At 48.6% G+C, this 24,723-nt stretch carries 24 protein-coding genes and 1 pseudogene; 23 read left to right on the top strand and 2 right to left on the bottom strand.

What is annotated here, in order from left to right; translation table 11 throughout:
• Positions 1-45: 45 nt before the first annotated feature.
• The 15 genes and pseudogenes from aroQ (at position 46) to spo0A (ending at position 13,789) form a co-directional block, all read left to right on the top strand.
• Positions 46-513, top strand: a complete 468-nt coding sequence (aroQ, locus tag BBB58_RS08190) for a type II 3-dehydroquinate dehydratase (protein WP_208606706.1) — start codon at positions 46-48, stop codon at positions 511-513.
• A complete protein-coding gene (locus BBB58_RS08195) occupies positions 509-1,576 on the top strand; it encodes a M24 family metallopeptidase (RefSeq protein ID WP_074037910.1) in 1,068 nt (355 codons plus the stop codon). The genes aroQ and BBB58_RS08195 overlap by 5 nt, the downstream gene beginning before the upstream one ends.
• A 29-nt stretch (positions 1,577-1,605) precedes the next feature.
• On the top strand, positions 1,606-2,172 hold the full coding sequence (gene efp / locus BBB58_RS08200; protein ID WP_012726577.1) for an elongation factor P: 567 nt from the start codon (positions 1,606-1,608) through the stop codon (positions 2,170-2,172).
• Positions 2,173-2,289: 117 nt separating this feature from the next.
• Positions 2,290-2,739, top strand: coding sequence for an acetyl-CoA carboxylase biotin carboxyl carrier protein (gene accB, locus BBB58_RS08205; RefSeq protein ID WP_012726576.1), 450 nt, complete (start codon positions 2,290-2,292; stop codon positions 2,737-2,739).
• A gap of 7 nt (positions 2,740-2,746) precedes the next feature.
• Entirely contained in the window at positions 2,747-4,090 is a 1,344-nt protein-coding gene (accC, locus tag BBB58_RS08210) for an acetyl-CoA carboxylase biotin carboxylase subunit (RefSeq protein ID WP_012726575.1), read from the top strand.
• A 112-nt stretch (positions 4,091-4,202) separates the two neighbouring features.
• Positions 4,203-4,574 (top strand): annotated as a pseudogene (gene nusB, locus BBB58_RS08215) (transcription antitermination factor NusB); the annotation flags it as partial.
• Between the two features lie 79 nt (positions 4,575-4,653).
• Complete coding sequence (gene folD, locus BBB58_RS08220; RefSeq protein ID WP_074036699.1) at positions 4,654-5,490, top strand: bifunctional methylenetetrahydrofolate dehydrogenase/methenyltetrahydrofolate cyclohydrolase FolD; 837 nt, start codon at positions 4,654-4,656, stop codon at positions 5,488-5,490.
• The gene (gene xseA, locus BBB58_RS08225; protein WP_074036701.1) at positions 5,483-6,829 is read left to right on the top strand and encodes an exodeoxyribonuclease VII large subunit; all 1,347 of its coding nucleotides are present in this window, start codon (positions 5,483-5,485) and stop codon (positions 6,827-6,829) included. The genes folD and xseA overlap by 8 nt, the downstream gene beginning before the upstream one ends.
• On the top strand, positions 6,804-7,028 hold the full coding sequence (xseB, locus tag BBB58_RS08230) for an exodeoxyribonuclease VII small subunit (RefSeq protein WP_012726571.1): 225 nt from the start codon (positions 6,804-6,806) through the stop codon (positions 7,026-7,028). The genes xseA and xseB overlap by 26 nt, the downstream gene beginning before the upstream one ends.
• Positions 7,025-7,903: a polyprenyl synthetase family protein gene (locus BBB58_RS08235; protein ID WP_074036703.1), complete on the top strand. Its 879-nt coding sequence runs from the start codon at positions 7,025-7,027 to the stop codon at positions 7,901-7,903. Before xseB ends, BBB58_RS08235 begins: the two co-directional genes overlap by 4 nt.
• A gap of 123 nt (positions 7,904-8,026) precedes the next feature.
• Positions 8,027-9,919 (top strand): 1-deoxy-D-xylulose-5-phosphate synthase, encoded by a 1,893-nt coding sequence (gene dxs / locus BBB58_RS08240; RefSeq protein ID WP_208606729.1) that lies wholly within the window; start codon positions 8,027-8,029, stop codon positions 9,917-9,919.
• Between the two features lie 6 nt (positions 9,920-9,925).
• A complete protein-coding gene (locus BBB58_RS08245) occupies positions 9,926-10,741 on the top strand; it encodes a TlyA family RNA methyltransferase (protein ID WP_074036707.1) in 816 nt (271 codons plus the stop codon).
• Between the two features lie 155 nt (positions 10,742-10,896).
• On the top strand, positions 10,897-11,346 hold the full coding sequence (ahrC, locus tag BBB58_RS08250; RefSeq protein ID WP_012726567.1) for a transcriptional regulator AhrC/ArgR: 450 nt from the start codon (positions 10,897-10,899) through the stop codon (positions 11,344-11,346).
• A 13-nt stretch (positions 11,347-11,359) separates the two neighbouring features.
• Complete coding sequence (gene recN, locus BBB58_RS08255) at positions 11,360-13,057, top strand: DNA repair protein RecN (protein ID WP_074036709.1); 1,698 nt, start codon at positions 11,360-11,362, stop codon at positions 13,055-13,057.
• Positions 13,058-13,789 carry a sporulation transcription factor Spo0A gene (spo0A, locus tag BBB58_RS08260; RefSeq protein WP_074036711.1) on the top strand — a complete coding sequence of 244 codons (732 nt, stop codon included), beginning with the start codon at positions 13,058-13,060 and terminating at the stop codon, positions 13,787-13,789.
• Between the two features lie 658 nt (positions 13,790-14,447).
• Here the strand turns inward: spo0A and BBB58_RS08270 are convergent.
• Positions 14,448-14,696, bottom strand: a complete 249-nt coding sequence (locus BBB58_RS08270) for a DUF2627 domain-containing protein (RefSeq protein ID WP_074036712.1) — start codon at positions 14,694-14,696, stop codon at positions 14,448-14,450.
• Positions 14,697-14,830: 134 nt separating this feature from the next.
• Between BBB58_RS08270 and BBB58_RS08275 the strand changes: the two genes are divergently transcribed.
• From BBB58_RS08275 to BBB58_RS08310, 8 genes are all read left to right on the top strand, one after another.
• On the top strand, positions 14,831-16,468 hold the full coding sequence (locus BBB58_RS08275; RefSeq protein ID WP_074036713.1) for a sigma 54-interacting transcriptional regulator: 1,638 nt from the start codon (positions 14,831-14,833) through the stop codon (positions 16,466-16,468).
• A 121-nt stretch (positions 16,469-16,589) separates the two neighbouring features.
• Positions 16,590-17,486 carry a phosphate butyryltransferase gene (yqiS, locus tag BBB58_RS08280; RefSeq protein ID WP_074036715.1) on the top strand — a complete coding sequence of 299 codons (897 nt, stop codon included), beginning with the start codon at positions 16,590-16,592 and terminating at the stop codon, positions 17,484-17,486.
• A 94-nt stretch (positions 17,487-17,580) separates the two neighbouring features.
• Positions 17,581-18,633, top strand: a complete 1,053-nt coding sequence (locus BBB58_RS08285; RefSeq protein WP_074036717.1) for a Glu/Leu/Phe/Val family dehydrogenase — start codon at positions 17,581-17,583, stop codon at positions 18,631-18,633.
• A gap of 1 nt (position 18,634) precedes the next feature.
• Positions 18,635-19,726: a butyrate kinase gene (gene buk, locus BBB58_RS08290; protein ID WP_074036719.1), complete on the top strand. Its 1,092-nt coding sequence runs from the start codon at positions 18,635-18,637 to the stop codon at positions 19,724-19,726.
• Positions 19,710-21,119, top strand: a complete 1,410-nt coding sequence (gene lpdA / locus BBB58_RS08295; RefSeq protein ID WP_074036721.1) for a dihydrolipoyl dehydrogenase — start codon at positions 19,710-19,712, stop codon at positions 21,117-21,119. The genes buk and lpdA overlap by 17 nt, the downstream gene beginning before the upstream one ends.
• Positions 21,120-21,131: 12 nt before the next feature.
• Positions 21,132-22,139, top strand: coding sequence for a thiamine pyrophosphate-dependent dehydrogenase E1 component subunit alpha (locus tag BBB58_RS08300; protein WP_370148335.1), 1,008 nt, complete (start codon positions 21,132-21,134; stop codon positions 22,137-22,139).
• Entirely contained in the window at positions 22,139-23,116 is a 978-nt protein-coding gene (locus BBB58_RS08305) for an alpha-ketoacid dehydrogenase subunit beta (protein ID WP_074036723.1), read from the top strand. Before BBB58_RS08300 ends, BBB58_RS08305 begins: the two co-directional genes overlap by 1 nt.
• A gap of 12 nt (positions 23,117-23,128) precedes the next feature.
• A complete protein-coding gene (locus BBB58_RS08310) occupies positions 23,129-24,448 on the top strand; it encodes a dihydrolipoamide acetyltransferase family protein (protein ID WP_074036725.1) in 1,320 nt (439 codons plus the stop codon).
• A 39-nt stretch (positions 24,449-24,487) separates the two neighbouring features.
• Here the strand turns inward: BBB58_RS08310 and BBB58_RS08315 are convergent, their stop codons facing one another.
• A complete protein-coding gene (locus BBB58_RS08315) occupies positions 24,488-24,703 on the bottom strand; it encodes a hypothetical protein (RefSeq protein ID WP_074036727.1) in 216 nt (71 codons plus the stop codon).
• Positions 24,704-24,723 lie beyond the last annotated feature (20 nt).

Here is a 24,723-nt window from a genome sequence, read left to right on the forward strand (position 1 = left end):
GCAGAAGGCTCGATTCACGTTCTTTCGATAAATTTGTTACAATAGATGAGACTTGACGAACGAGGGGGAAGAAGGTTGCGGATTTTAGTTTTAAATGGACCGAATTTAAATCTACTGGGTCGTCGTGAACCGAATGTATATGGCGAGATGTCGTTGAAAGGTTTGGCGGCAGAACTGATGCTGCGCGCTCCAGAAGACGTCGAACTCACCTTTAAACAATCGAATCATGAGGGAGATTTAATTGATGCGCTACATGACGCTTTTGATTATGAGGGTGTCATATTGAATGCAGGTGCCTATACGCATACATCAATCGCGATCCGGGATGCCATATCCGCTATCGCTGCCCCAGTCGTTGAAGTACATATCTCGAACGTGCATGCACGCGAGGCTTTTCGGCATGAGTCGAAACTTGCTGCCGTCTGTATCGGTGTCATTACCGGTTTTGGACTCACGAGCTATACGTTAGCGCTGCATGCACTAATCGAACATTGGAGGAATCGACATGATTGAACGCGTAAACAAACTGCAAGCACAGTTAGAAAAAAACGAGATTGATGCATTACTCGTCACAAAACGTGAGAATATCCGCTACTTATCTGGTTTCACCGGGTCGAGCGGTGTCATCGTCATCACGTCGAATTCGGCAAGTTTCATCACGGACTTCCGTTACACGGAACAAGCGAACGATCAAGTAAAAGGGTACGACATCATTGAGCTTGATACATCACTCATCAAGTCGGTAGCAGATGTCGTGTCCCGTGAATCCATCAAGCGCCTTGGCATCGAGCAGGATGCGATGACAGTGGGGCAATATCGTGCCTATGAAAAAGATGTCGACGCTCAACTTATCGAAACGTCTGGAATCGTAGAAAAACTGCGCTTGATTAAGGATGAATCAGAGATTAAGATTATGAAGGAAGCTGCGGCAATCGCTGATGCGGCGTACGCCCATATCCAGACGTTCATTCGTCCTGGTCGTACCGAGAGAGAAGTCGCGAACGAACTCGAAATGTTCATGCGTTCAAAAGGTGCTGACTCGTCATCGTTCGACATGATTGTCGCCTCGGGTCTCCGTTCGGCGCTACCACACGGTGTGGCAAGTGATAAAGTCATCGAATCTGGAGAATTGGTTACGCTTGATTTCGGTGCTTACTATAAAGGGTACTGCTCAGATATCACGCGTACGCTTGCAATCGGTCCGATTTCGGATGAGTTGCGTCAAATCTACGATACGGTACTTCGTGCCCAACTTGCTGGTGTAGAAGGCACACGTGCCGGAATCACTGGCATTGAAGCAGATGCATTGACACGCGATATTATTAAAGAAGCTGGATATGGCGAGTACTTCGGCCACTCGACAGGACATGGTCTTGGAATGGAAGTGCATGAGGCCCCAGGATTATCGTTCCGTTCGGAAACGGTGCTCGAACCTGGTATGGTCGTAACGATCGAGCCGGGTATTTACATCAACGGTGTCGGTGGTTGCCGGATTGAAAACGATGTCGTCATCACAGAAGACGGATGCTACCGTCTGACACAGTCGCCAAAAGAGTTAATTACGATCGAGGCATAAGCTTCATCTGAATTTAGGAGGAAATCAATATGGTATCAGTTAACGATTTAAAAACAGGATTGACGGTCAAAACGTCTGACGGTTCGATTTGGCAAGTCATCGAGTTCCAACACGTAAAACCGGGTAAAGGAGCGGCATTCGTTCGTACGAAAATGCGTAACTTGCGTAACGGTGCAATCCAAGAAACGACGTTCCGTGGTGGAGAAAAAATCGAACGCGCACACATCGAGCGTAAACGCATGCAATATCTTTATCCAATGGGCGACACGTATGTCTTCATGGACAATGAATCATACGAGCAACTTGAATTGACAAGCGCTCAAGTCAAATCAGCACTTCCATATTTGCTTGAGAACATGGAAGTCAGCATCGCGGACTACGAAGGGGAGATTCTTGGAATCGAGCTTCCAACGAGCGTTGTCTTGACAATCGTCGAAGCAGACCCAGGCGTAAAAGGTGACACGGCATCGAACGTGAAGAAAAACGCGACAGTGGAAACAGGACATGTCATTCAAGTGCCACTTTTCATCGAACCAGGTGAAAAAGTGACAGTCGATACACGTACTGGAGAGTTCATGGGTCGTTATAACGGTTAATCCTTACGAGTGCTCATTCGAATGAATGGGTGCTCTTTTTTTCTCGTTTTTTTCATTGGTCTGACCAGTTATAGTGAAGGAGAGATTAGTACCAGGTATAAACAGGGGGTAAGAAAGATGCAAATCGATCAAATTAAAGAGCTTATTCAATTATTGGACCAATCATCAGTCCATGAAATGGAGCTTGAAACATCTGATTTCAAACTGTCATTAAAGAAAGAAGCGCAACAAACAGTGAGCGCGCCTATCATGCAGACACAAGCATTCGCACCGCCTGCGCCTGCTCCTCAAGTAAATGAACAAACAGAAGAACCGACGCAAGAAAAGGCGTCTTATCGTACTATCACCTCGCCGATGGTTGGAACGTTCTATTCACGTCCGGCCCCGGATAAAGAAGCGTTCGTGAACGTCGGCGACCGTGTCGAGTCAGGACAAATCGTTTGTATTCTAGAGGCGATGAAACTGTTTAACGATGTCGAAGCGGAAATCAGTGGCGAAATCGTAGAGGTGTTAGTCGCCGATGGCGATCTCGTCGAATTCGGTCAACCGCTCTTCAGCGTGAAGTGAGGTCGTTATGAAATTATTAATTGCTAACCGCGGGGAAATCGCGGTTCGAATCATACGTGCAGCAAAAGAATTGAATATTCCGACGGTCGCTGTCTTCTCTGAGGCAGATCGTGAAGCGTTACATGTTCATCTGGCTGACGAGGCTTATTGCATCGGTCCGAATCCATCGAAAGACTCCTATTTGAATATCCCAAATATTTTATCAGTCGCCTGCGCCGTGGATGCGACGATGGTACATCCGGGTTACGGCTTTTTGGCTGAAAATGCCGAGTTCGCTGAGATGTGCGAGGCGTGTGGAATTCAATTTGTCGGCCCAAGCAGCTATGCGATTCGCAAAATGGGAATCAAGGATGAAGCCAAACGAACGATGATCGAGTCAGGGGTTCCTGTCGTTCCAGGTTCAAGTGGTGTCGTCACAGACGAAGAAGCGATGGAACTCGCGCGTGAGATGGGTTATCCGGTCATCATCAAGGCGACAGCCGGCGGTGGAGGACGTGGCATTCGCGTCGCTCGAGACGAGGACGAACTCGTTTCAGGATTGGTCGCGACACGTAAAGAAGCGAAGCAGGCGTTCGGGAATGGTGACGTGTATCTCGAAAAGTTCATCGAGTCGTTCCGTCACGTCGAAGTGCAGGTTCTTGCCGACCAATTCGGTAACGTCATTCACTTAGGTGAACGTGATTGTACAATCCAACGTCGCATGCAAAAACTAGTTGAAGAGGCGCCATCACCTGCGATTGATGAAACGACACGTCAATTGATGGGGGATGCGGCCGTCAAAGCGGCAAAAGCCATTCAGTACTCGGGAGCGGGAACAATCGAGTTCATTTACGTTCCAGAATCAAACGAGTTTTATTTCATGGAGATGAATACCCGGATCCAAGTCGAGCATCCCGTCACCGAGATGATCACAGGATTCGATCTCGTTCAAGCGCAGCTTGAAGTGGCGCTCGGACATCCACTTGCCATCTCACAAGAGGACATTACGTTCTCAGGACATTCCATCGAATGTCGAATCAACGCGGAGGACCCATTTATGGACTTCCGTCCGATGGCAGGGAAGATTGACCAATATATCGTTCCAGGCGGTATGGGTGTCCGTGTCGATAGCGGACTCTATGCAGGAGCGATGATCCCGCCGTTCTATGACTCTATGGTAGCGAAGTTGATTGTTCATGCACCAACGCGTGATGAGGCCATTCTGAAAATGTTGCGTGCTTTGGATGAGTTTACGGTTTCGGGAATTAAAACGACGATTCCGTTTCATCAACAAGTCATGGCACATGAGCAGTTCCGCATCGGTACGTTCGATACGAAATTCGTTGAAAAAGAAATGTCATTGGCAAAATAACGTGAACCAGGAAGCCCGAACATTATTTCGGTTTCCTGGTTTTTTGTACTGAATTTATGAGTGCTTTATGCTAAACTATCACAATGAAAGCATGTAAAAGGAGAGTAACTGAATGAAACGTCATGAAGCACGAGAGAAAGCGATTCAAACGCTTTTTCAAATCGAATTATCTAAATTAGAGGTGGACGAAGCAATCGAGTTCGCATTGGATGGAGAAGAGTCTGATCCGTTTTACGAACAACTCGTCACAGGGACGCTAGAACATATTGAAGATATCGATGCGTTACTAGTTGAAAACTTGAAAAACTGGCGGTTAGATCGCCTCGGAAACGTCGAGCGTACGATTCTTCGAATGGCAACGTTCGAATTGTTATACGTCGAGACGATTCCAGAAAACGTCACCATCAACGAAGCGGTCGAACTCGCGAAATCGTTCGCGGACGAAGAAGCCGGCAAACTCGTGAATGGCGTACTCGGTAACATCATTAAAGAAGACAAAAAAAATAGAGATAAGACACCAGACCAACTACAGAAAAACCTAAAGACAACGGGGGATGAGAGAGATGGCAGTAGTGATCGACGGGAAACAAGTGGCAGCATCATATCGAGAAACGTTAAAAGAACGTGTGGCAGCACTTCGCGCACGTGGCATCGTACCGAAACTGAAAGTCGTGTTGATTGGGGATGACCCAGCAAGTCATAGCTATGTACGCGGGAAGGAACGGGCGGCAGAAGAAATCGGAATCGATTCACAAGTCCTCCGTTTTGATGAGACGATTAGCGAGAAGGAATTGCTTGACTTGATTGACTTGATGAATGCGGATGAAGAAGTTCACGGGATTCTCGTGCAACTCCCTCTGCCGAAAAACATCGACGAATCACGAGTCATCATGCGCATCTCCCCAGAAAAGGACGTCGATGGCTTTCATCCTGAGAATGTTGGGAAGATGATGCTCGGACTTGATACGCTACTCCCGTGCACGCCGCACGGCATCTTGCATCTCGCAAAAACACAGACCGAGATCGCCGGAAAGCACGTTGTCGTCGTCGGTCGTAGTCAGATTGTCGGTAAACCGGTAGGCATTTTGTTCTTGAATGAATCAGCAACGGTCACATATTGTCATTCAAAAACAGCTGACCTCGGTGAGATGACACGACAAGCGGACATTTTGATTGTCGCGGTCGGACGCGCTGGTTTAGTCACAGCAGACATGGTCAAACCAGGCGCGCTTGTCATCGATGTCGGAGTCAATCGGGTCGAAGGTCGTCTAGTCGGTGACGTGGACTATGAAGCTGTTAAGGAGAAGGCGAGTGCCATCACCCCTGTTCCGGGTGGTGTCGGTCCGATGACCATCACGATGCTCATGCATAATACGGTCGAGGTTGCATCACGTGGCTAATCCACTTCCGGTTTCTGAAGTTGTTCGATATGTGAAGCGACAACTTGATGATGATGTATTGCTTCGACAAGTCGCGGTCATCGGTGAAATCTCAAATTTCAAACGTTATTCATCCGGTCATTGTTATTTCACGTTGAAAGATGACGCGTCTCGGATGAAAGCTGTCATGTTTTCTCGCGATGCCAAACAACTTCAATTCGAACCGAAAGATGGAATGAAAGTCATCGCCGTCTCAAAGGTGACGATGTATGAGGCTACGGGAGATGTCCAACTATATGTCGAATTGATGCGACAAGACGGAATCGGTCTATTGTTTGAACGATATGAGGCGAGAAAGCGTGAATTAGAGGAGATGGGATGGTTCGACGAGGAGCGGAAGCACCCGCTCCCGACGTTTCCAGAGCGCGTTGGAATCGTGACGTCTCCAAAAGGTGCGGCGCTCCACGATATCGCAACCACACTTCGACGTCGTGCACCACATGTGGCGATTACGTTCGCCCCTGTTGCTGTACAGGGCGAAATGGCGGCTCCACAAGTTGCTTCTGCCATTCGCTGGATGAACGAACGCACCGATTGTGATGTACTCATTGTCGGGCGCGGTGGTGGTTCCATCGAGGAACTTTGGGCATTTAATGAGGATGTTGTGGTGGAGGCAATCTATGCGTCCACGATTCCCATCATTTCTGCTGTCGGTCACGAGACAGACTTTACGCTTTCGGATTTCGTTGCCGATGTTCGGGCTGCGACTCCGACAGCGGCGGCTGAACTCGCTACCGCGATGATTGATGCGCAGCGAAAAGATGTAGAACGTTTGGATAACCATCTGCACAAAGCCGTCAGAGACCAATTGGATGATTCGCGAACCCGTGTGGAACGGATGATCAATAGCTATGGATTAAAATCACCGAGGTACACGATATCTCAGAAACGGGAACGATTCGCCCAGTCGGAAATCCGTCTCGAGCAAGGGATGAGGCGACATCTCACCCAAGCCACTCATCAGCTCCGTCAGTTGTCACAGCAGCTAGATGTAAAACGATTTTCAAAAACGTTGTCCAAGCAAGGGGAAGAAGTCAATCATATGGTCGAGCGACTCCGTCGAACGAAACCATTAGAACAAGCAACGCTTCAATTTGCGCAACAGGTTGGACGATTGCATGCAGTCAGTCCACTCGCCGTCTTGTCACGTGGATATACGTTCATCGAACAAGATGGGACCTATGTGCAGAACGTGAAACAATTACGCGATGGTGACGTCTCGATTCGTTTTCGGGATGGTCATGCGATCGCTGAGGTGAAGGAGAGGATTGTCGGTGACAAAGAAAGAACAGACATTTGAGGCGGCGCTCGAGCGCCTCGAACAGATCGTCGCGCAACTCGAGAGCGGTGATGTCCCATTAGAGGAAGCGATGACCCTATATGAGGAAGGTGTCCGCTTGTCTGCATTGTGCCAGACAAAACTCTCTGCCGCAGAGAAAAAAATGGATGAAATTTTAGAACTTGATGGGACGCTTCGTGAAAAAGGAGGATCCGCATGAACCGTACCGATGACTTGAACAAGTGGAAACGGACCGTCGAACTGGCGATGCAGGAACTCATTGAGTCGAGTGAGATGCCGAAACGATTACGAGACGCAATGACGTATTCTTTAGAGGCTGGCGGGAAACGCATTCGTCCTGCTCTCGTCTATGCCGTCCTTGAAACGTATAGCATGTCACTCGAGCGAGGACGAGAGGTGGCGGCGAGTTTAGAGATGGTTCATACATACTCACTCATCCATGATGATTTGCCGGCCATGGATGATGACGATCTTCGTCGTGGACGACCGACCAATCATCGTCAGTTTGATGAAGCGACCGCTATTTTGGCTGGGGACGCATTATTGACGGACGCATTCCGTATTCTCACACAGATGCCACTCCCAGCGCTAGATGTCGTCGAGATTATTCGTATTTTCGGATTGGCGGCCGGTAGCTCAGGTATGGTAGGTGGGCAGTTGGATGATATGCTGGCTGAAAAGCGGAACGACGTCACACTTGAAGAGCTTCAATCCATTCATGAACGCAAGACAGGTGCGCTACTCGTCTATGCACTTGAAGCCGGTGCGATTTTGGCAGGGGCATCGGTGGAAGATCGGATGCACCTCAAACAGTTCGGACGTCATCTTGGCATCGCTTTTCAGATTCAAGACGATATCCTCGATGTCGTCGGAGATGAACAAACAATCGGAAAACGCGTCGGCTCAGATGAATTGAATGATAAGACGACTTATCCGAAGCTTCTCGGCTTGGAGGGAGCGAAGCAAGCTCTTGAGCAAGAAGTGGGAGCGGCACACGCTGCAATTGAATCACTTTCAGTTCCAGCGCCGTTGCTTCTTGAGATGCTATCATTTGTAGTGAAACGAAATCATTGACCTCGGTGACACGATGAGCACATCGTGTCACCTTTGTTTTGGGGAATGTGTGGCATATGCCGTCACATTCTTGTAAAATGTAAGGTACGAATCAGTAAAATGTGAGGAGAAAGGATGGTCATTATGGACTTGACATCCATTCAAGACCCGTCGTTCCTGAAACGGATGTCTGTATCAGAGCTCGAATCGCTCGGTTCAGACATTAGACGATTCTTGATTGAAAAATTGGCAGTGACGGGAGGGCATTTGGCGCCAAACTTGGGAGTTGTAGAGTTGACGCTTGCCTTGCACCGTGTATTTGACAGTCCGAAAGACCAACTCGTATGGGACGTCGGTCATCAAGCATACGTTCATAAAATTTTGACAGGACGTACGAACCAGTTTGATACTCTCCGACAATACAATGGGTTATGTGGTTTCCCGAAACGTTGTGAGAGCGAGCATGATGTGTGGGAAACAGGGCACAGTTCGACTTCCCTCTCTGCAGCCATGGGGATTGCGATTGCGAATGAATTGAAAGGGCGCGCCAACGATCGTGCCATCGCCATCATCGGGGACGGTGCTTTGACTGGGGGGATGGCACTTGAAGCCCTCAATCACATCGGTGCCGAGAAACAGAACGTGATTGTCATTCTAAATGATAACGAGATGTCGATTGCGCCGAACGTAGGAGCGATGCATAATATGCTTGGTCGTATCCGGGCATCGCGCAAGTTGAAGCATGCTCGAGAAGAAATGGAGTCACTCATCAAACACATCCCGCTCGTCGGGAGTTCACTTGAACGGAGCGGGGAACGGGTGAAGGACCTCTTAAAATCTGCTCTCATTCCGGGAACGTTCTTTGAAGAACTTGGCTTCACTTACTTTGGGCCGACAGATGGGCATGATTTGAAAGACTTGCTCGAAACGCTTGAGTACGCGAAGAAAATCGACGGTCCGGTTCTCGTCCACGTCATTAAAAAAAAAGGGAAGGGATATCGTCCGGCTGAATTGGACGGTGTCGGAACATGGCACGGTCTTGGACCTTATAAAATTGAATCCGGTGAAGTCATCAAAGGCAAACCGAAAGGACCAAGCTATTCGAAAGTCGTCGCGGAGACAATCACGAAAGTGGCTGAGTCAGACGAACGGGTGACGTTGATCACACCAGCGATGAGTGTCGGTTCGAAACTCGATTGCTTTACGAAGAAATTCCCGGAGCGTATGTTTGATGTCGGAATTGCCGAGCAACATGCGGTCACCCTCGCTGGGGGACAGGCGACGCAAGGGTTGAAACCGGTCGTCTCGATTTATTCGACCTTCTTCCAACGCGCGTATGATCAACTAGTCCATGACATTTGTCGTCAAAACTTGAACGTCGTGTTCACGATTGACCGATCTGGACTTGTCGGAGCGGATGGAGAGACGCACCAAGGTGTGTTCGATATCGCCTTCATGCGTCACGTGCCAAACATTCGAATTTTGATGGCGAAAGATGAAGAAGAATTACAACAACTCGTCTATTCTGCACTCCGTTACGATGGTGGACCGATTGCGATTCGTTTCCCGCGTGGTGAAGGTATCGGTGTTCCGATGAGTGAGACGCTTCAAGAAATTTCACTCGATGATTGGAAAGTCGAGGCAGAAGGGACAGATGTCGCTATCTTGACGTTCGGTCCCCAAGTGCAAGACGCCCTCGAAGTCCGAGCACTATTAGAAGGTAAGCTCAGTGTGCGCGTCATCAACTGTCGTAGCATCAAGCCGCTCGATGATGCGATGCTGACTTCACTTTATGCAGAGGGGATTCCGCTCGTGACATTAGAAGAGGCTGCTCTCGCCGGTGGCTTTGGAAGTAGCGTGCTTGAACACGCGAATGAAGCCGGAGCGTTTCCACGGATTCAACGTCTCGGTATTCCGGATCGATATATCGAGCATGGCGGTGTCAACCAGCTCCTAGAAGAGATTGGACTGCGACCTGCCCAAATGGCGGAATCGATTGAACGGTTCGTCATGGAGACAAATCGACAGAATGTGTGAGGGATTATGGAAAAAAGAAAGAAAACTAGATTAGATGTATTGCTCGTCGAACGTGGACTTGCTGAAACACGGGAAAAGGCAAAACGGTCGGTCATGGCCGGTCTCGTCTATAGTGGGACAGAACGTCTAGACAAGGCGGGCGATAAAGTGTTTGATGATATCCCTCTCGAAGTGAAGGGTCAAGTTCTTCCTTATGTTGGACGTGGCGGCTTGAAACTCGAGAAAGCGCTCGACGTCTTCCCGCTTGATGTCTTTGGACGAGTCGGAATCGACATCGGCTCATCGACGGGTGGGTTCACGGACTGTGCGCTTCAAAACGGCGCGACTCAAATGTACGCGGTCGATGTCGGCTATAATCAGCTTGCCTGGAAACTACGGAGCGATGATCGCGTCGTCGTCATGGAGCGGATGAACTTCCGCCACGCGACGGCCGATCAGTTCCCGATTAAACCAGATTTCGCAACGATTGACGTCTCTTTTATCTCGCTTCGTCTGATGGTGCCACCGTTGAAACAAATTTTGAAGCAAGACGGTGTCGTCATGGCGCTCGTCAAACCTCAATTTGAAGCAGGGAAGGCCGATGACGGGAAAAAAGGAATTGTTCGGGACCGTAACGTCCATGAACGAGTCGCAAGCGATATGGTCCGATACTTCGCATGGGAAGGCTTCTTTGTCGAAGCTTTGGATTACTCTCCGATCACTGGAGGGGATGGGAACATCGAGTTTCTTCTCTTCGCTCGGTACACAGGAGTAGGTGGCGTCTCGCCATCGCTACAAGTCGAAGAGGTCGTAAACGCGGCCCATGCCAAACTTAAGGGATAAAATGATGCTACAGACCTCGTCGTCTGTAGCTTTTTCCTTTACTCGTCTACTAGATGGGGAATGGTGGAAACCCCACCTGGAATGCTAGACCTTTTTTCGACATTATTTTAGAATGATAATGTGTATGTGAAACAAAAAATGAGGTGTCAGCGCTTATGAACAAAGGACAGCGATTGATTAAAATTCGAGACATCGTGACGAATCGAGAAATCGAGACGCAAGATGAGTTAGTGGATGAGCTACGTCGCTCGGGGTATCCGGTCACACAGGCAACCGTGTCTCGGGATATTAAAGAGTTACATCTGGTCAAAGTCCCATTGAACGATGGACGGTATAAATATAGCTTGCCTGCGGATCAACGCTTTAATCCATACGGTAAAATGAAGCGAATCCTTAGTGACAGTTTCGTCTCGGTCGATTCTGCTCAAAATTTGGTCGTCATGAAAGTGCTTCCGGGGAATGCTGATGCAATCGGTGTCTTGATTGATCATCTATCATGGGATGAATTGATTGGAACGGTGTGTGGAGATGATACGATTTTAATGATTGCACGTGATGAAGAGAAAGCGAAGCAAATCATCGATCGACTACTCGGAATGTTATGAGGTGAACGTACGTATGTTAGCAGAACTATCAATCAAACAGTTTGCGATTATTGACGAATTAAACATTCCGTTTAATCGAGGTATGACTGTGCTCACGGGTGAGACAGGTGCCGGTAAATCGATCTTGTTGGATGCGATTGGATTGCTTGTTGGAGGACGTGGCTCAAGTGAGTTCGTGCGATATGGTCAAGATAAAGCTGAAATCGAAGGTCTGTTCATGATTGAACCGGATCACCCGGTCATCGAAGCGGCCGAACAATATGGCATCGATGTTGAAGATGGGACAGTCATCTTACGTCGAGACCTACATAGTAGCGGGAAGAGCGTCTGCCGTGTGAACGGGAAAATGATGCCGCTCTCGACGTTACGGGAGTTCGGACGGCTCCTAGTCGATATTCACGGTCAACATGAACATCAACATTTAATGGATGCGGAATTTCATCTTGGCATATTAGACCATTTCGCCGAAAAAGAAATCAGTCCGTTAGTCGAGGAATATCAAACGGCATTTGCGGCCTGGAAACAAGTCGCCGATGAATTGAAGCGTCTTAGTCAAAGTGAGCAGGAGCTTGCTCAACGAATGGATCTTTTGTCGTTTCAAACGAAAGAAATCGAAGCGGCTGAATTAAAAGTTGGGGAAGAACAGGCGTTGACAGAAGAACGGGATGAATTGGCCAACTTTGAACGCATTCATCAACACATTCGTCTCTCGTATGAGGCGGTTGCCGAGGAGTCAAATGGACTCGATCAAATCGGAGTGGCGATGCGCGAGATGGAAGAGGCGTCACAGCTCTCTTCGTCTTTGACATCTGTATCGGAGACAATCTCTAACGCTTATTATTTGTTGGAGGATGCAAAGTTTCAACTCCGGGACCAGTTAGATTCGCTCGAATTTGACCCGATTCGATTGGATGAGATTGAGTCACGATTGGCTCTTTTCCAGCAACTGAAACGAAAGTATGGGACGACGATCGAAGAAGTCATCACCTATGGCGAACAAGTATCGGATGAATTGAAGTCGATGACGAACCGGGAGGAGCATTTACAGACGCTCTCAGATGAGCTCATTCGATTAGAGCAGATTGCAAGAGATGCTGGTATGAGACTCTCTTCAGCGCGTAAGGTGGCTGCGGAGTCGCTTCAGCATGCGATTCATCGAGAGTTGAAAGAACTATATATGGAAAAAACAGCGTTCGAGGTCCGTTTCAAAACCACATCGCTTAAACAAGATGGTTTAGATGACGTAGAGTTTTATATGATGACGAACGTTGGAGAACCGTTCAAACCACTCGCAAAAGTCGCTTCAGGAGGAGAGCTTTCCCGTGTCATGCTCGCACTCAAATCAATCTTCTCAAGAACGGTGGGAGTGGCCTCCATTATTTTTGACGAGGTCGACACAGGGGTCTCTGGACGTGTCGCGCAGGCGATGGGTGAAAAAATCTTCCGACTTTCTGTCGGCTCTCAAGTCCTCTGTATCACGCACTTGGCACAAGTTGCTGCGATGGCAGACCAACATCTTTACATTACTAAAACCGAAACGAATGAACGGACGAAAACAAATGTGACGTCCCTCGACCGTGAAAGTCGAATCGACGAATTGGGTCGCATGATTGCTGGCGCTCAAATGACAGACTTGACGAAGCAACACGTCGAAGAATTACTTGAGATGTCACAACAAGTAAAACAGAAGTTCATCAAAGGAGTGTCATAAGTGATTACATTATGTATTGCGGACGACAATCGAGAAATCGTCGATTTGTTGAGCCGACAACTAGAATCCGAGCCTGATCTTCGTGTCGTAGGTACGGCACACGATGGAGAAACATGCTTGGATGTCGTCAAGACACACCAACCGGATGTACTCTTACTCGATATTATCATGCCGCATTTGGATGGAATCGGAGTATTGCAACGCCTAAATGAAGAATTAGGTGATGACAAGCCGGAAGTGATCATGTTGAGTGCGTTTGGAAAAGATGAAGTGACGAAACAGGCCGTGCAACTCGGGGCCTCTTATTTCCTCGTCAAACCGTTCAATATCCAACAGTTATTAACGAAAATTCGTGAATTGTCAGAAGGGACAAATCGAGAATTTGACGGAATGACGCCAGAAGAAATTGAAATCTCACTCCTGCTTCAGCAACTCGGAATCTCTCCGCGCATCAAAGGGTTCAAGTATATTCGTCAAGCCGTCATCTACGTGCGAGAACGGCAAGATTTACTCGGACTCATCACGAAAGAATTGTACCCGATGGTCGCAAAAGAGCATGAGACGACATCCTCTCGTGTAGAACGAGCAATGCGTCATGCAATCAAGACGGCATGGGAGAACGGCATGCGTGATCATGAGATGTTCGAAGGGCGACCAGAGCGTGAACGAAGCCCGAAAAACTCGGAGTTCATCTCGTACTTTGTCACCTACGTATCGTTTAAAAATAATTGAATCATTTCATGAAGACTAAGTCGTGATGGGACTTAGTCTTTTTTGATTAAACTTTCACTTTTAGATTTATTTACTTTATGAAAGAAAGCGCTTGCAAAATGATGGACCTTTGTTATAATAAAGGTGTACCAAGTTACTTGGACAAGCGTCAGATGAACGCTTTTCAAACTTGTTCCGGAGCAACGTTTGAAGAAACCAAAATCATCTCGGTTCGCTATCCGATTATAGCTCAGAGGTGGGAACGACACCTCAAGTCGTTAATGTCCCGACGTGAGGTCGCGACAGTCGCTCATTCGCGAGGCGATTCTATTATCAACTCGAAGCTAGGGGTTGGTATAGGAAAAAACAATCGTTCAGTTAACCAAAAGGAGTGTTGTCAACCGTTGAACAGTTTATGGCAAGCGTTCGACTTCACGATGGATGGTTCGACATGATCCGATAAGTAAATCAGTTAGTAACTCGAATGGTAAGATTCCGTTCACGCAAGACGGCAGTTACTAAAGTTCTTTCATACTTCTTCATTAAGAAGACGTTGGATTTCATGTCAAAGTAAGTAACGTAGTTTGAAAGGAGATCATCCGTAGTGATCACAATTCAATATGAATAAAAGGTTCCGCACTTGAAATGAAGTCAAGTTAGGGAACCTTTTTTTGTGTTTTTATGAGTCGAGGCGTTGTACTTTTCCTGTTTTTTTGTTTTTGTTAAAAATATAGCCAGCTACAAATCCGATCCCGCCCATGGCGAGCAGAAGCCCAAAGGTGCCCTGCAACATGGAGGCGGCAGCGAGTGAATCGAACCATGAAAACGGTGCGCTCGTCTTCAAAAAGAAGCTATCGCGTAGCAATTTGATTCCGTAAACACCTAATAACCCAGGGACGATTAAGATTAGAAGCGCGATAAAACGCATGCAATCTCCTCCTTTACCATACATTATTTTAACAGAAATCGATCTGTTCGACACGGTCTATTTTTGGGCAGCTTGCGAATCAGGTGAGGATTCAGTAGCATAAAATAGAGAAGAATGATGATGGGGGAATATGTATGAATAAACGATTGATGATTGTGGGGGCAGGAAAAGGGGGGACCGAAGTCCTTCATATGCTGATGGATTCGCCGCTTGCAACGATTGTAGCGGTCGTAGATTCTGATACATCTGCAGAAGGAATAGCCCTTGCTAAAAGTTATGGCATATCTGTGGCGGACGATTGGAAACAGTATGCGGATGCGACACTAGATTTTGTCATCGAAACGACGGGGAAACATCAAACGTTTGAACAATTAAAGGATCATTTCAAGGATGCGGTCGTCTTACCAGGGGAATTTATTCGGATTGTGGTTGAAAGATTGAAACAGAATCAACAAATGCTCGAGGCCATCATTGAATGTACGAGTGAGGCCATATCGGTCGCAGATCATCACGGTAACACGATTTTGATCAATCCGTCTTATACACGGTTAACCGGATTCAAAAAAGAAGATGTGGTCGACAAACCAGCGACGGCAGATATCGGAATGCAGGAAAGCGTCCATTTGAAAGTACTATCGACCGGGCAAGGCGTTCGAGACATTCGGATGCAAATTGGGGCGACGAGACGAGATATTCTTGTGAATGCAGAACCGATCATCGTCGAAGGTAAGTTGCGAGGCTCGGTTGGGGTCATCCGTGACGTATCTCAGATTCGTGCCCTACGTGATGAATTGCAGGAGGCAAAAACACGCATCCGGAATCTAGAAGCCAAATATCAGTTTGCCGATATCATTGCTACGAGTGACGCCATGCGATTTGTCATCGAGCAGGCGAAACTTGCCGCTGTGACCCCAGTGACGGTATTGATTCGTGGAGAATCGGGAACAGGAAAAGAACTGTTCGCCCATGCCATTCACGGGGAATCTCCTCGAAAATATAAAAAGTTCATTCGCGTGAACTGTGCGGCGATTTCACCTACCCTTCTTGAAAGTGAGCTATTCGGTTATGAAGATGGAGCCTTCAGTGGAGCTAAACGAGGCGGGAAAACCGGATATTTCGAAGAAGCGGATGGCGGATCACTCTTTCTAGACGAAATCGGAGAGCTCCCTCTTGATGTCCAAGTGAAGCTTTTACGTGTCCTCCAGGAAAATGAAATTGTCCGTGTCGGAGGGACGACGGCAATCCCAATCGATGTCCGAATCATTGCCGCAACGAATGCCGATCTCGAACAAAAAGTAGCAGACGGAACATTCCGGGAAGATTTGTATTACCGAATCAATCGGATGCCGATCCATATCCCACCATTACGTGAGCGACTGAATGAACTCGAGGCACTATGTGAACGGATGATCCGGAAACTGAATCAAGAATACGGTCGGAGTGTACGCGGCGTTGACGAAGATGCTTTAACATTACTGAAGAGCCAGCATTGGAAAGGGAATGTGCGAGAACTGGAGAATGTGATCGGTCGTGCGATGATTTATATGGCAAGCTCCGAACAGTGGATCGCCCCACATCATTTGCAGTTATCCAATCGTTCCACGAGTCAAAAAGTGGTCGAATCTGGAACGTTTCACGAGGCCGTTGCAAAATATGAACGCGATTTGATTGAACGAGCAATTGAAGAGGCAAGTGGCAACAAATCAGAAGCAGCCCGCCGATTGAAGATTTCGATTCGAACATTATACAACAAGCTTGACACCATGCAATAATTTGCAGGAAAATTTATGCACGGTGAGCATTAATTTGCATGGTCATCCGCATTATAAAGCGCTTACAATTTAGGAAACAAACTTGCTTATGATATAGTGTAGAGAGCAAGGGGGGACAATGATGAATTTTGAACGGATGCTGACGAACGCAAAAGAGTTAGAAGGCTGTACCGTGTCCATTGCGGGGGCAGCGGACGAAGAAGTCATCCGGGCCGTAAAACTCGCTACGGATCATGGACTGTCACGCTTCATTTTGTTCGGTGAAGCTCGAGAGATCCGAAAGTTATGTGAACAGCATGGAATCGATGAGTCAGCCGTCGATATTTTACATGCGAAAGGTGACGTTGAGATTGCGCGACGTGCCGCATTAGCTGTGAAAAATAAAGAGGCGGACGTCCTCATGAAGGGGATGGTGTCGACATCGACATTTATGAAAGCCGTCCTTAATCGTGAAGCTGGACTCCGTACGAAGCGGACGCTCAGCCACATCGCACTATTCCAAATTCCGAATCGTGAAAAGTTGATTGGAGTGACGGATGCGGCGATTCATATCGCACCAACACTCGAAGAGAAGGTCGAAATTATTCACAATGCGGTAGAAGCGATGCATGACATCGGTTACGAATCGCCGAAAGTCGCAGCCATTGGAGCAGTCGAGGTAGTCAATCCACAAATGAATGCGACTCTCGATGCGGCACTACTTAGCCAAATGAATCGACGTGGACAAATCAAGGGCTGTGTCGTAGATGGACCGCTCGCGCTCGACAACGCTGTCGACATGGTCGCAGAAAAGCAAAAAGGAATCAACAGTGAAGTTGCCGGTCAAGCCGATTTATTAGTCGTACCTTACATAGAGGTCGGCAACGTCCTTTATAAATCAATCATGTATTTCGCAGAGGCGAGCGTAGCGGCGATTGTCGTCGGCGCATCTGCCCCTGTTGTATTGACAAGTCGTGCCGATACTGCCGAAGCGAAGCTATATTCCCTCGCATTCGCTTTGTTACATGCTAAACATTAATCATACTTAACAGGAGGAATTAATCATGATGGAAACAAACACAGAGCCACGCTTCCGTATTTTTGATGTCTTATAATCTGAGGACTATGAGCAAATCGTATTTTGCCAAGACCAAGCGTCTGGACTAAAGGCGATCATCGCCATCCATGACACGACGCTCGGGCCAGCTCTCGGTGGACTACGTATGTGGAACTATGAATCAGAACAAGAGGCACTCACGGATGTGTTGCGTCTCGCAAAAGGAATGACATATAAAAATGCTGCAGCGGGTCTCAACCTTGGGGGCGGGAAGGCCGTCATCATCGGAAATGCGAAGACAGATAAATCAGAGGCGCTCTTCCGTGCATTCGGACGATATGTTCAATCTCTTAGTGGTCGTTACATCACGGCTGAAGATGTAAATACAACAGTTGCCGACATGGACTTCATTCACATGGAAACGGATTACGTCACGGGCGTCAGTCCTGCATTCGGTTCAAGTGGTAACCCTTCACCGGTCACGGCATATGGTGTGTATCGTGGAATGAAAGCTGCTGCGAAATGGAAATTCGGGACTGAGTCGCTCGCAGGGAAAACCGTCGCTGTTCAAGGTGTTGGAAACGTTGCCTACAACTTGTGCCGTCACCTCCACGAAGAGGGTGCTCATTTGATTGTGACCGACATTAATGAGGAAGCACTCAAACGTGCAGAAGCAGACTTTGGTGCGACGGTCGTCAAACCAGATGAGATTTATGCGGTCGAATGTGATATTTTTGCACCATGTGCTCTCGGTGCCGTCATCAACGACAAAACGATTCCGCAATTGAAAGCACAAATCGTCGCAGGCGCTGCCAATAACCAATTAGCAGAAGATCGTCACGGAGACGTGCTCGACGAGAACGGAATCCTTTATGCACCAGACTTCGTCATCAATGCAGGTGGTGTCATCAACGTCGCGGACGAACTTGAAGGCTACAACCGTGAACGGGCAATGAAGAAAGTCGAACTCATTTATGACAACATGATGCGCGTCTTTGAGATCGCAGAACGTGATGGTGTACCAACGCATGTAGCGGCCGATAAGATGGCGGAAGAGCGGATTCACATGATGTCGCGTTCACGCAGCCAGTTCCTTAAAGTTGAAAAAAGCATTCTAGGGAGACGCTAAGATGACAAAACGGCTAATTCTTGCAATCAACCCAGGGTCGACCTCGACGAAAGTTGGATTGTTTGATGGGAAGGAAGAAGTGATGACACGTACGGTCCGACATTCAATCGATGTGACGGGTCTCACACTTCCAGAGCAGTTGCCTCATCGTGAGCAAGAAGTACGCGCCTTGTTAGAAGAGACGGGCATCGCGGTCAATGATTTGACCGCGATCGTCGGTCGTGGTGGCTTGCTTGCACCGATGACGTCTGGAACGTATACGGTCAATGAACTCATGCGTGAAGATTTGACGAGCGGACGTTTTGGGATGCATGCATCGAATCTTGGTGGTCTGATCGCTTCGAAAATCGGGGGAGCTGAAGGGATTCCTAGTTTCATTGTGGATCCGGTCGTCGTCGATGAGATGGGCGAATTGGCCCGAAAGACAGGCATGCCGGAAATCAATCGTCGTAGCATTTTCCATGCCCTCAATCAAAAGGCTGTCGCGAAACGATTCGCGGCCGAAAATGGAAGCGATTACAATGAGTTGAATCTTATCGTTGCGCATCTTGGTGGAGGAATCACGGTCGGTGCCCATACGGCAGGTCGAGTCATCGACGTGAATAATGGTCTCGACGGAGATGGACCGCTCGCGCCGGAGCGTGCTGGCTCGATTCCTGTTGGACAGGTAGTAGAACTATGTTATAGTACCAGGTATAAAGAATCGGAAATGAAAAAGAAAATTGTAGGTCAAGGTGGTCTGTTTGCTCATCTCGGTACATTCGATGCCATTGAAATCGAGCAACGGGTTGAATCAGGTGATGACGAGGCGAGACTGTTGTATGAGACGATGGCTTATCGTGTCGCTCAAGAGATTTCAAAACACGGCGCGACATTATGTGGTCGTGTGGATGCCATCTTACTGACGGGCGGAATCGCATATTCCGAGTGGCTGACTGAAAAAATCAAGGAGCGTGTCACTTATCTCGCGCCGGTACACGTGTATCCGGGTGAAGATGAGCTTAAAGCGTTGGCTGAAGGTGCACTTCGCGTCATCGAGAACGAAGAGACCGCACGAGTTTATGAGGGGGATACACATGGCACGAGAATTTGATGTTGTCGTCATCGGTGGAGGACCAGGAGGATATGTGGCTGCAATCAAGGCGGCCCAGGCAGGAAAATCTGTCGCAATCGTCGAGGCGAGAAAGTTAGGTGGCACCTGCTTACATAGAGGATGCATCCCGACGAAGGCGCTTTTAAAAGCTGCACATGTTTATCAAACAGCGAAGCAAAGTGCGACATATGGCGTTGAGACGGGAGATGTGACGTTCAATATGGAACGCGCTCAAACGTATAAGCGTGATCTTGTGGCTGGACTAGAAAAGGGAATCGAACATTTGATGAAACAAGGGAAAATCGAAGTGTTCCGCGGAAAGGCCTCTATTCTTGGACCAAGTATCTTCTCACCACAACCAGGGACTGTATCCGTTGAGGATGAAAGCGGTGAATCAGAACTGATTTTGCCGAATCAACTGATTATCGCAACAGGGTCGATTCCTCGTGAACTTCCTGGATTGCCGTTCGATCACAAACGGATTTTGAATTCGGACGACCTCCTCAATTTTGAAACGCTACCTGAATCGATTGCGATTGTCGGTGGAGGGGTCATTGGAGTCGAATGGGCGTCCATGCTCGTCGACCTTGATGTGAACGTGACATTGATCGAAGTAGGCGATCGATTACTCCCACTCGAGGACAAGGCGGTCTCGCGTGAAGTGGAGCGTCTTTTGAAAAAGCGCGGAGTCCGCATGAAGAAGAGCGTGACGGTCGACGCTGAACGTACATCGATTCACGACGATGCGGTGGAGCTCGCTGTAGGTGAGGAGATGTTGAGCGTGGACTGTGTCCTCGTCTCAGTGGGGCGTGTCGCCAATACGGAAGACTTAGGTCTTCAAAACACGTCAATCGTCGTAGAGAACGGTATCATTCAAGTCGATAGCCAGTATCGGACGAAGGAACGTCATATCTTCGCAATTGGAGACTGTATCGGGAAGTTGCAACTCGCCCACGTCGCTTCTGCAGAAGGTGTGAAGGCAGTCGAGACGATTCTCGGTCTTGAGCCGACACCGCTCGATTACGCGCTCATTCCACGCTGTGTATACAGTGTCCCTGAAGTCGCTTCGGTCGGTTTGACAGAAGAAGCGGCAAAAGAGGCTGGACATGACGTCAAGACAGGAACGTACCGTTTCAATGGGCTCGGAAAAGCAAGAATTGAAGGGCAAGCCGACGGATTCGTCAAACTCGTCTCAGATCAAGAGACAGATGACCTTCTCGGTGTTCATATCGTCGGACCGAAAGCGACCGAACTCATCACAGAAGGTGGCCTCGCGCTCGTCTTAAATGCGACGGCTTGGGAGATGGGACAACTTGTACACCCGCATCCTGCACTGAGCGAAGCCTTCCAAGAAGCGGCTCTCGCCGTCGATGGATTACCGATTCACGCCTAAGGAGGAACAAGGATGGAACAAATGACTGTAAACTCATATGAAGAGCTTGGTTTAACAAAACAAGATTTATTGGCGATGTACGAAACGATGGTTCGTGCACGTAAAATTGATGAACGGATGTGGAAGTTGAACCGCGCCGGGAAAATCCCATTCGTCGTCTCATGTCAAGGACAAGAAGCGGCGCAAGTTGGTGCGGCATTCGCCCTCGAGAAAGGGATTGATTATGTCCTACCTTACTATCGTGATGTGGCGGTCGTCCTTCACTTCGGTCAAACATCAAGAGATTTAATGTTATCGGCATTCGCGAAAGCGGAAGATCCAAACTCAGGTGGTCGTCAGATGCCTGGTCACTTCGGCTCGAAAGAGCATCGTATCGTAACGGGTTCGTCTCCGGTCACGACACAAGTCCCACATGCAGTCGGAATTGCACTTGCGGCGAAGATGAAAAAGGAAGAGCTCGTTACATTCGTCTCGTTCGGGGAAGGGTCCTCTAACCAAGGAGATTTTCATGAAGGCGCAAACTTTGCAGGTGTCCATAAGTTGCCGGTCATCTTGTTCTGTGAGAACAACAAGTATGCAATCTCGGTTCCACTTACAAAACAGTTGGCATGCGAGCGCGTGTCAGATCGAGCGAAAGGATATGGCATGCCAGGTGTGACAGTCGACGGGACAGACCCGATTGCTGTCTATGCGGTCGTGAAGGAAGCGCGTGAACGTGCACTTCGCGGAGAAGGACCGACGCTAATCGAAGCAGAAGTTGAACGTCTCGTGCCACACTCATCAGATGATGATGACAAAGCATACCGTTCAGCAGAAGAATTGGCAGGGTTAAAAGAGCGGGATGGCATTCAATTGTTCCGTCAACGACTTGTGAACGACGGAATCGCAACGGCGGATACACTTGCTGAAATCGATGCACAAATCGATGCTGAAGTGAATGAAGCGACGACATATGCGGACAAAGCACCGTATGCATCGCCTGAATCTGCACTGGATTACGTCTATGAGGAGGAAAAATGATGAAAACGTTTATCGAAGCGATCAATGAAGCGATTCATGAGGAAATGGAGCGCGACGAAAACGTCTTCGTCGTCGGGGAAGACGTCGGCGTTCGTGGTGGTGTATTCCGTGCCACACAAGGGTTGATTGAAAAATATGGAGAGGATCGTGTCATCGACGCACCGCTCGCTGAGAGTGCGATTGCCGGAGTCGGAGTCGGGGCTGCCATGTACGGCATGCGACCGATCGCAGAAATGCAATTCGCAGACTTTATCATGCCAGCAGTGAACCAAATCGTTTCAGAAGCGGCAAAAATTCGATACCGTTCAAACAACGATTGGACATGTCCGATGGTCATCCGTGCTCCTTTCGGTGGGGGTATTCACGGGGCTCTCTATCACTCGCAATCAGTCGAGGCGATGTTCAGTTCGACGCCAGGTCTTAAAGTCGTCATTCCATCTGACCCTGTCGATGCGAAGGGATTGTTGAAAGCAGCAATCCGTTCGAACGACCCTGTTCTTTTCTTTGAACATAAGCGTGCCTATCGTCTTTTGAAGGCGGAATTGCCGACGGACGAATACACGGTTGAAATCGGTAAGGCCGCTGTCAAACGGGAAGGTGACGATATCACGATCATCACGTACGGTCTTTGCGTGCATATGGCACAAGAGGCTGCGAAAACGCTCGAAGAAGAAGGAATCAGCACGCACATCCTTGATCTTCGTACCGTCTACCCGCTCGACCAAGAAGCGATCATCGAATCGGTCAAGAAGACTGGTAAAGTGCTACTCGTGACGGAGGACAACAAAGAAGGAAGCATCATCGGAGAAGTGGCGGCGATTATCGCGGAGAAGGCGCTCTTCGAACTCGATGCGCCGATTGAGCGTTTGGCTGGCCCCGATGTGCCGGCAATGCCGTATGCACCACCGATGGAAAAATTCTTTATCGTATCCCCAAAAAAAATTGCCGAGCGGGCGCGTCAGCTCGCGGCGTTTTAAGGAGGCATCTCCATGGAACAAACGATTACTATGCCCCAACTTGGGGAGAGTGTGACAGAAGGAACAATCACGACCTATCTCGTCAAACCGGGAGACCGTGTGGAAGAATATGAACCACTCGCGGAAGTCATGACGGACAAAGTGACGGCAGAGATTCCTGCGACTAGCGCAGGAGTCGTCAAAGAGTTTCTCATTCCAGAAGGGGAGACCGTCAGCGTCGGGACACCGGTATTGACGATGGAAGTCGAGAGCGCGGAGGAAGCTGCAGTTGAGACGAAGACAGAACCGATTGCAGAAACGGCACCTGCAGAATCCGTCTCTAAGCAAGCTGTCGCCACTGCACCGAAAAAACAAAGTGGAAACGGTCGATACTCTCCTGCCGTCATCCGACTCGCCAATGAGAACGATATCGATTTGAATGAACTGAGCGGAAGCGGTCTAGGCGGTCGGATCACGCGGAAAGATATTCTTCGTTACTTATCAGAAGGACGTCCGACATCGACTTCTGAGAAAGCGACACAAGCGCCTGTCCAAGAGACGATGGTACAGACGAAGTTGGACGTTCCGACTGAGGCACCACGTCCTGTCGTTGAACCGTCACAACCGATCGCATCATCCTCGACTTCATCTGGCCGTTATGAATCGATTCCGACAGCCGGGGTACGTCAAGCGATTGCGAACAATATGGTCCGCTCGAAGCATGAGGCGCCACACGCATGGCTCATGATTGAAGTGGATGTGACGAACCTCGTCGAAGCCCGTGCAAAGTTGAAAGATGAGTTCATGAAACGGGAAGGCGTCAAATTGACGTTCATGCCATTCTTCATGAAGGCAGCCATCGAAGCATTGAAGAAGTATCCGATGATGAATTCGGAGTGGGCAGGAGATCACATCAAAGTTCACCAAGACATCCATCTCTCGGTAGCCGTCGCGGCAAACGACGCCCTATACGTTCCGGTCATTCGCCAAGCGGATGAGAAGAATATTAAAGGACTAGCCGTTTCCCTTCAAGACGTGGCAACGCGAGCGCGTGAGAACCGCTTGAAGGCTGAAGAGATGCGTGGTGGGACATTCACCATCAACAACACGGGTGCGTTTGGTTCGATTCAATCGGCACCAATCTTGAATTACCCACAAGCGGCAATCCTATCGGTCGAGTCGATTGTGAAGCGTCCGGTCTGGATGAACGGGATGTTCGCGGCACGCGATATGGTCAACCTTTGTATGTCTGTCGACCATCGTGTCCTTGACGGTCTCGTCGCAGGTCAGTTCTTACAAGCGATCAAGCACTCACTCGAGTCGATTGACCCGAACACATATACCGTATATTGATTAAAAAATGGAGGCGCCCCAGTGGGGTGCCTCCATTTCTTATGAGTTATAGCCAAGGAATACCGTGAAGACGAAGCTTACGGCTGAGATCAGTAAGAGAAGGAACGAGAAAGACATGCCCATTGTGACGAGTCCTTTGGAGAGTCGTGGTTTGGATTTATATAGTGCGAACGCAAACATGAGACTGAATAGGCCGAGCGTCGTGAATAGTGTGAGTGGAATTGCTCGGTCGTAAAGAAATTGAAGTAGATCCAATGTAGAATCATCCTTTCTAA

The sequence above is a fragment of the Exiguobacterium profundum genome, from assembly GCF_001909285.1.
GTDB lineage: Bacteria > Bacillota > Bacilli > Exiguobacteriales > Exiguobacteriaceae > Exiguobacterium > Exiguobacterium profundum.